The sequence below is a fragment of the Candidatus Deferrimicrobiaceae bacterium genome (genome assembly GCA_035256765.1).
Lineage (GTDB): Bacteria > Desulfobacterota > Deferrimicrobia > Deferrimicrobiales > Deferrimicrobiaceae > CSP1-8.
Genome location: DATEXR010000090.1, coordinates 1 through 7,823, shown reverse-complemented (window position 1 = coordinate 7,823; position 7,823 = coordinate 1). Strand labels below are relative to the sequence as shown.

The following is a 7,823-nucleotide window of genomic DNA, read 5'->3' as shown; positions in this document are numbered from 1 at the left end:
CCGGGTCCCCGGTCGCAGGCACCCTCGCAATGGGGCGCCATGGGCGGAGCAGCCGAGGAAGGGGGGCCGGCCTCCCGGGCTCCATTCCCGGAAGATCCCGGCATTCGAGGACCGCTGCATCCCCGCCGGCTTCGTTGCACGGCCTCTTCCGGAACGGAACCCGAGACGCCGGGCGGAGCTTTCCGGGAGGGAGGTCAAGCGCAGACTTGCGGGTGCATCGCAAGTCGAGCGACTTCGCCAAGGAGCCCCCTCCGAGGATGCGGAAGCCGGCCATGATGCCCCGCAACGGGGGCGCATATGTCGCGCTTGCCGCAGTGGCGGAAGAGTTTCTAGGGACGTCCCTGTTCTTGGCCCCGGGGGGACCGGTTTCGGCCTGTGCCGTCCGGATTCCGGACCCTTTCCGGGAGCGCTGCCCTAGACGAGCTCCCGCCGCAGGAGGTCCGCGAGGCGGCCCGCCTCGGCCGATTCCCCGGCGGAGAGAGGGCGAGGTCCGAACCGGTCCCGGTGATAGAGGGAGAGGAAGCGGGCGGCATCGGGGAGAAGGTCGGTCTTCCTGTCCGCCGCCGCCATGATCATCTCCTCGAGGGGGGTTCCCGCCGATCTACGGTGTCCGGCGGACGACAGACGGCGGAGCAGCCGGGCATAAGGCCCGGGGAGAGGGGGATCCCCCTTTTTCGTCCCCCGGCGGTACCGCAAGGGGGCGCCCCCGAACATGCGCCAGCCGAACAGGAGTATGGCCGCGGCCAGCCCGCATGCGACGGCAACCCGGACGATATCGCCGGCCAGGTTTCGGATTCCCTCACGGAGCTGCCCGCCCGCCCGCCGCATGGCGAACCACCCTCCGGAAACGGCCTCCCTCTGCATCTCCAGCGAATAGTTCAGGACGTACTTGCTCCACCGCTGCCTGCCCCAGTCGAGGTACATGCCGATCCTTCCCGTCCGGGAGAAAAACGGGGAGTCCTCCTCCATCGGCGGCGTCGCATCGAGCGTGACCCAACTTCCTTCGATCCACGCCTCCGTCCAGGCGTGCGCGTCGGACTGACGCACGATGAGATACTTTCCGACATCGTTCCACTCGCCGCCCAAGTAGCCGGCCGCGACCCGCGCCGGGACCCCCGCCGCGCGCAGGAGGAGGGTCAGCCCGGCGGCATAATGCTCGCAGTACCCCGATCTTTTCCGGAACAGGAAGTCCTCGGCCGAAGAAGCGGCGTCCACCAGGGAGTACCGGAAATTCGACAGGAAAAACCGCTTCGCGAGTTCGCCCCGTTCCGCGTCCGATGACGCCCCGGAGGTCACCTGCCTCGCCAGCTCCCGGATCCTGTCCGAATCGGGCGGCATTGCGAGGTACGAGCCGGACGGGTAGGCGGTGCGGTACCATCGGACGGATTTTCCGGCGGGAAAGCGGAGCCGGTAACGGATCGCCGAATGCCCCTCCGGCAGGCGGTAGTTCCCCGCGCCATCGGTCCGGAGATCGCCCAGGACCCCCTCGATCGAAACCGTCCCGGGGTACACGAAAAGGGCGGAGGTTCCCATCGGCTCGAGGAAGATCTCCGCGGAGGACATCGGTCCCATCGCCAGGGAGGGGAGAAAATAGGCCAGCCCGGCGTTCGGGACACTTTCCAGACGCGACTCCGGCCGGAGCCACCTCGTTCCGTCGAATCGCGCATACGTCGCTCCCCGCAGGTAGAGTCCGGATGAGGGAGCCTCCCCGGTCTGGCCGGGGAACTCGATCCGGGCGACGACCCGTCGGTCGGTCTTGACTGCGGTGACGTCGCGGAGCGAGATCGCGTCGGAGAATCCGGTAAACCCCGTGCGGGGACCCGTGCGGCGTATGAAATGGCCGATCCCGATGCGGGGAGTGGCGGCGAAGAGGAGCGCCGCCATGAGGAAACCGCCCACCGCGGACAGCAGGAGCAGGAGAACGGCGAACTTCGGGTGCGCGCGGGGGATGGTGGTCCCTCCCGCTTCCGCCGACTCCTCGACCTGGAGGGCCCACATGGCCCCGGCGGACAGCCCCAGGAATAGGAAAAGGAACGCGGCGAACCAGATTTCCGTGGTGGTCGCCGCCGCCGCGAGGAACTCGAGGAACGAGATCGCGCACAGCTGCCACCCGTCCCCGTGGGTTTTGGGGAGGAGGAACTTGACGGTCTGGACACCGAGCACGAGAAGGGAGACGGAGGTGAGCAGATCCCCGCTTCCCAGGGTGAGGTCCGCGGCGGCGGCCGCGGCGCCCGCCACCAGGAGGGGGGAGGCGCCCTTGTGCCATCTCCTCCGCGGAGAACCCGTCCAGTCCAGGACCGCGCCGGCGAGGAAGGCAACGGCCGCACCGGCGACCGCGAGGCGGTAAATCTCCGTGAGGAAGACGAGCGGGATCAGCCCGAAGACCCAGTGGGCTCGCAGGGAGAACCAGAGAGCTCCCGGAATCCTTCCCTTTTCTGCCGTGTGACTCACGGTCTTTTCCCCTGCTCCGCCGGCGGAAGCGTTCCGTCCGGCGCAACCCGCGCGAGGATCGAGAGGGTTCTCCTTCGACGGTCGGTGTCCCCGAGGTCGACGAGGACCCGGTCCCCGATCCGGAGACGGTACGGAAGCCCTTCCCGTTCGCACAGGAGGAGAAGGGCGCAAGCCCGCGACACGAGCCGTTCGAACTCCCCGGCAGGCGAGGGGACGCGCAGGTGGAGTTCGACGATCTGCGCGGGTTCCGCCTCCCGTTCCTTCACCATCCATTTCCCCAGGCGCGCCGACGCTTTCCAGTGGATGTCCCGGACCGGATCGGAAGGGTTATGGTCCCTCGCGCCGCGGATCAACGCGCCCTCCCTTCCCCGGGCGGCTCTTCCCCCGGAGTGGTCGCCCGGTCCCGCGCCGGGGGGCTCGGCGTCCACTGCGCCCGGTTTCGGATAGACGATCAGGGAGGACCCCAGGGGATTCACCTCGGCGGACTTTTCGAAGAGGGCGAAGGGAAACCGGGTGGAGACGACGCATGCGAACGAAGGAATCAGGCCGCGTCGCTCGGGACGGTACGGGATGACCCGCGTGTCGGCTCCCCCCGGAGGGATCTCGGGGAACCAGGCGGTTTTCCCGGACCCGGGCAATACCGGGACCACGGAAACGGAAAACGCCGGCAGCCACTTCCCCGCGGCCGAACAGGTGACGGCCAGAAGGGAGTCCCGCGACGCGAACGCCTCCGAAGCGTGGGCCACCCGGACGCTCAATCCCCGCAGGCACCATTCCGACAGGATGCCGGAGAGGAGGATGAGGCTCAGATTCATGCTGAGCGCAAGGTAGAGCAGGTTGTTCCCGGTGTTGATGGCCGCGACGCCCACTCCGACGGTCAGCAGGAGGAACCATTTCCCGGGGGACGTGATCTTGAACTTCCGGCGCGGGCGAAACGCCCGGAGGAAACCCTTCATACGGGCGCGGGGATGGTCTCGAGGATCTCCGAGAGGATCGCCTCGCCGGCCTCGGTCTCCGGGATGCCCCCCCGTTCACCGGCAAGGAATATGCGGTGGCAAAGGACGGCCGGCGTAATCTTGCGCACGTCTGCGGGGGTGACGAAGTCCCTTCCCGAAAGAAAGGCGAGCCCCTGGGAGGTGCTCTTGATGCCGATCGCTCCGCGCGGGGATGCCCCCAGGCGCACCAGGGGGTGCCGCCGCGTGGCCTCGACGATCCGGTAAATGTACGACACGATCGAATCCCGGACGGTGACGACTTCGACCATTGCGCGCAGCTGCTTTACCTGCTCGGGGCGGAGCACGGGGCTAAGACCGTCCCGGGAGCTCGCCAGCGTGTTTTCCCGGATCAGCTGCAGTTCCGATTCCCGGTCGGGGTAGGATAGCCGGAGCCGCAAATTGAACCGGTCCAGCTGGGATTCCGGGAGGGGATAGGTCCCGTGCAGTTCATAGGGGTTCTGGGTGGCGATGACGAGGAACGGGTCGGGAAGAGGGTACGTTATCGTATCGACCGATACCTGGCGTTCGCTCATGGCCTCCAGCAGGGCGCTCTGGGCCCGGGGATTGCTCCGGTTGATCTCGTCGGCAAGCACGATGTTCGCGAAAATCGGGCCTGGGGCAAAGGTGAAGTTTCTCTTGTCGGCGTCGAAGATGTGGACGCCCACCACGTCCTGGGGGAGGAGGTCGCTCGTGAACTGGATTCGGCGGAACGTCCCGGAAATGCTCGCTGAAATTGCCCGCGCAAGGGTGGTCTTCCCGGTGCCGGGGATGTCATCGAGAAGGATGTGTCCCCCCGCGAGGAAGGAGGCGAGGGCGAGTTCCACCTCCTTGCTTTTCCCCAGGAGAATCGTCTCGATGTTGAAGCGCAGCCGGTAGAGGAGCGCCAAAGCCTCTTGATAATCCATATAAATATTATCGTCCGAACGGATGCGAACCTTTCGGAATTTTTTCGGAATGGAATTTGAAGGGCTTTCGGGGCATCATCGGAACCGGAGAAGGGATGAGGAGAGGGCCGGGCCGCCCCGGGCGGCCGTTCGAGGGGATGGACGAGACAACCCTGTTTCGCGCCGCCTTTCCGCAAGGGTGGGAGGGGATGCTACGGGTTGCCCGGGAGGAGGAACCGTCCGACGGCGCCCTGCGGGAGAGGTGGGAGGCGGTCCTCGAGCTCGCCCGCCGGGCCCTGTCGTGCACCCTTCCGCGGTCCGAGCCGGTCCGGTCCGCCGCCGACGTGTATGAACGGTACCGCTACCTGGTAGGCGATTCGCCTGTCGAGGAGTTTCTCGCCGTCCTGCTGGACGTCAAGCACCGTGTATTGCGCGACGTGCGCATCTCGGTGGGCATCCTGAACGGCAGCCTCATCCACCCGCGGGAGGTCTTCGCCGCAGCGGTCGCGGAGCGCGCGGCGGCGGTCGTCCTCGTGCACAACCATCCGAGCGGAGACCCCTCCCCCAGCCCGGAGGACAGGGAAGTCACCCGCAGGCTCCGCTCCGCGGGGGGAATCGTGGGAATTCCGGTGATGGACCATGTCATAATAGGGAGTTGTTCCTTCTACAGTTTCCGGGAGGAGGCGGACTGGTGATCTCGGGCATGTTCAAATCCGCCGCCATCCTGGTCCTCACGGGGATCTCCTCCCTGCTGGCCGCCGCGGGGGGCCTTTTCACGGGGGGGGACCGGATCTCCTCGGGGGTCATGCGGTGGTGGGGCAGGGGATTCATCCGGATCGGGAGGTGGAACGTTCGCGTCGAGGGGCTTTCGAACCTCCCGGCGGGAGGCGCCATCCTGGCGGCGAACCACCAGAGCCTGGTGGACATCCCCCTCTTCCTGGCCGCCCTCCCCCGGGAGGTCCGGTTTCTCGCGAAGAAGGAACTCGGCCGGATTCCCCTGTTCGGGTACGCGATGAAGAAAGCGGGAAACCTCTTCATCGACCGGGAGGACCCGCGCGACGCCGTCCACCTGATCCGCGAGGCGACGGCGCGAATAGGCCGGGGGCAGATGGTGGTCATCTTCCCCGAGGGGACCCGCAGCCGGGACGGGACCGTCGGCGGATTCAAGCCGGGCGCGTTCTTTCTTGCGCGGAAGACCGGTGCCCCGCTGTTGCCGGTGCTTGTCGACGGAGGGCACAAAGCCCTTCCCCGGGGGGCGCTCCTGTGCCGGCCGGCCGACCTCGTCGTCCGGGTGCTCCCCCCGGTGTCCGCGGACGGGGGGCGGTCCCTGTCCCGGGACGAGATGGCGTACGAGACCCGAAAGCGGATTCTCTCCGCCCGGGGCCAGGAGGAGAGCCCGTGCTCGGGTCCGGCCCTCGTATGACCGGCCGGGTCCGGGGCGAGGGAGGGCGGTAATGCCGCTGCGCGTCATCCCCCTGGGGGGACTCGGCGAATTCGGCCTCAATTCCCTGCTGTTCGACGACGGCGAGTCCGCCGTTCTCGTGGACGCGGGGCTCATGTTCCCCGACGACACGATGCTGGGAATCGACTTCGTCATCCCCGATTTCCGCTGTCTGCGGGAAGTTTCCCCCCGGCTCCGGGCGCTCCTGCTCACGCACGGGCACGAGGATCACATCGGCGCGGTCTCCTTCCTGCTGAAGGAGTTCGACGTCCCCGTCTACGGCACCCCGCTGACGCTGGGGTTGTTGCGGAACCGCCTCGCGGAGCACGGCCTGGACGGGGTCGCGAGGCTCGAGGCGATCGAGCGGTCCGGCCGGTTCCGCATCGGGGACCTCGACGTGGAGACGTTCCCCGTCTGCCACAGCATCCCGGGAGGGTTCGGGTACATCCTGCGGTGCCGGGACGGCGTCTTTGTCCACACGGGGGACTTCAAGTTCGACGCCCGGCCGCTGGACGGCGTCCCCACCGCCACGGACCGCCTCGCGGAAGTTGCCTCGCGCGAGATGGTGACGGCCCTGTTCTCCGACTCTACGAACGTGGAGCGGGAAGGGCGATCCCTCCCGGAGGCGTTTGTCGGCGAGGCCCTTTCGGAGATCTTCGGCGGGGCGGCGGGGCGGGTCATCGTCGCGATGTTCTCGTCGAACATTCACCGGATCCAGGAGGCGATCAACGCCGCCGATCGCCAGGGCCGCCGGGTGGCGCTTTGCGGGAAGAGCATGGTGGGGAACGTCGCGACGGCGCTCGAACTGGGGTATATGAAACTGCCCCATCCGAACATCCTCCTCCCCGTGGAGGATACCGGGACCCTGCCCGGTCGTGAGGTCGCCGTGCTGACCACGGGGAGCCAGGGAGAGCCCCGCTCCGCCCTTACGCTCATGGCGCTGGGCGAGCACAAGCACATCCGGATCCAGGAGGGAGACACGGTGGTCCTCTCCTCGAAATTCATCCCGGGGAACGAACGGGCGATCGCCAATGTGATCAACCACCTCTTCCTGTCCGGGGCCGACGTACGTTACGAAAAGATCTCGGAGATCCACGTGTCCGGGCACGCAAGCCGGGAGGAACTCCGGAGCATGGTCCGGTTGCTCCGCCCGGAGTACTTCATCCCCGTCCACGGGGAGCCGAGGCACCTCATCATGCACAAGGCCCTCGCGAAGGAGATGGGGGTCCCCCGCCCGGAGTTCGTCTCCAACGGCGACATTCTCGAGTTTTCGGAAGGGGTGATGACCCGCGCGGGAAAGGCCCCCGTGGGTCGCCTGTTCGTGGACGGGAAAGGGATGGGGGAGGTGGAAGGGGTGGTGCTCAAGGACCGGTACCACCTCTCGAACGACGGCATGGTCATCGTCGTGCTGGCCATCTCCCAGACGACCGGGGAGATCCTGTACGGGCCCGATATCATGACGCGGGGGGTGGTTTCCGAAAGCGGATCCGATACTATAATGGAGGACGCGAGGCGGACCGTCCTCACCACGTGGGAGGAGGCGGGCCTGGAGGCGAGGAAGGATTCGGCGGAGATCCGGACCGACATCCGGAAGGCATTGCGCCGGTTCTTCAACAAGCGCCTCGACAGGAAACCGATGATCATACCCGTGCTTCTGGAGCTCTAGTGCACCGTCTCGCAAATATCTTGGCATTCGAGCGCCGCTGCAGGGGGCCGGTCCCCGGAAGGGTTTCGTCGCGAGACAAGGGAGACCCTTTGGCTACGGCGGGCAAGCGCAGGAGCGAGCGCGGAGGCGTACGGGAAGTACGCCGCACAAGCGAGCGACGAGCACGCCCGACGCAGCCCGGGGATCGCTTGTCGCAGCAGAAAAGGCAGCCCTCGCGACCGGCGCCTGCGGCGAGGGAACGCCCCGCCAGCCCTTTGTCGGACTCCCTGCGCCCGGCTCGGCGTACCGCCAGTACGCCTGCGCCGTGCTCGGTCGTCCTTCGCGGTCTGACGGCGCATCCGCTTCGCCTCGGCTGCCGACCCTTCCGGGGACAGGCCCCTCGCTCC

At 67.3% G+C, this 7,823-nt stretch carries 6 protein-coding genes; 3 read left to right on the top strand and 3 right to left on the bottom strand.

Annotated elements, in window-relative coordinates; all coding sequences use genetic code 11:
- Window positions 1-414: 414 nt before the first annotated feature.
- Genes VJ307_02940 through VJ307_02930 form a run of 3 tightly spaced genes read right to left on the bottom strand, consistent with a single transcriptional unit; the run spans window position 415 to window position 4,351 of the window.
- Window positions 415-2,451, bottom strand: coding sequence for a DUF3488 and transglutaminase-like domain-containing protein (locus VJ307_02940; protein ID HJX73086.1), 2,037 nt, complete (start codon window positions 2,449-2,451; stop codon window positions 415-417).
- Window positions 2,448-3,407 carry a DUF58 domain-containing protein gene (locus VJ307_02935; protein HJX73085.1) on the bottom strand — a complete coding sequence of 320 codons (960 nt, stop codon included), beginning with the start codon at window positions 3,405-3,407 and terminating at the stop codon, window positions 2,448-2,450. The genes VJ307_02940 and VJ307_02935 overlap by 4 nt, the downstream gene beginning before the upstream one ends.
- A complete protein-coding gene (locus VJ307_02930; GenBank protein HJX73084.1) occupies window positions 3,404-4,351 on the bottom strand; it encodes a MoxR family ATPase in 948 nt (315 codons plus the stop codon). Before VJ307_02930 ends, VJ307_02935 begins: the two co-directional genes overlap by 4 nt.
- 95 nt (window positions 4,352-4,446) lie before the next feature.
- Between VJ307_02930 and VJ307_02925 the strand changes: the two genes are divergently transcribed.
- The 3 genes from VJ307_02925 to VJ307_02915 are packed head-to-tail and all read left to right on the top strand — an operon-like array spanning window position 4,447 to window position 7,437.
- Window positions 4,447-5,025, top strand: coding sequence for a JAB domain-containing protein (locus VJ307_02925; protein ID HJX73083.1), 579 nt, complete (start codon window positions 4,447-4,449; stop codon window positions 5,023-5,025).
- On the top strand, window positions 5,022-5,753 hold the full coding sequence (locus tag VJ307_02920; protein ID HJX73082.1) for a lysophospholipid acyltransferase family protein: 732 nt from the start codon (window positions 5,022-5,024) through the stop codon (window positions 5,751-5,753). The genes VJ307_02925 and VJ307_02920 overlap by 4 nt, the downstream gene beginning before the upstream one ends.
- 31 nt (window positions 5,754-5,784) lie before the next feature.
- The gene (locus tag VJ307_02915) at window positions 5,785-7,437 is read left to right on the top strand and encodes a ribonuclease J (protein ID HJX73081.1); all 1,653 of its coding nucleotides are present in this window, start codon (window positions 5,785-5,787) and stop codon (window positions 7,435-7,437) included.
- Window positions 7,438-7,823 lie beyond the last annotated feature (386 nt).

Excerpts from the sequence above, each read along its gene's own strand:
- VJ307_02935 (HJX73085.1), bottom strand. The coding sequence starts at position 3,407 with ATGAAGGGTTTCCTCCGGGCGTTTCGCCCGCGCCGGAAGTTCAAGATC.
- VJ307_02930 (HJX73084.1), bottom strand. The coding sequence starts at position 4,351 with ATGGATTATCAAGAGGCTTTGGCGCTCCTCTACCGGCTGCGCTTCAAC.
- VJ307_02925 (HJX73083.1), top strand. The coding sequence starts at position 4,447 with ATGAGGAGAGGGCCGGGCCGCCCCGGGCGGCCGTTCGAGGGGATGGAC.
- VJ307_02915 (HJX73081.1), top strand. The coding sequence starts at position 5,785 with ATGCCGCTGCGCGTCATCCCCCTGGGGGGACTCGGCGAATTCGGCCTC.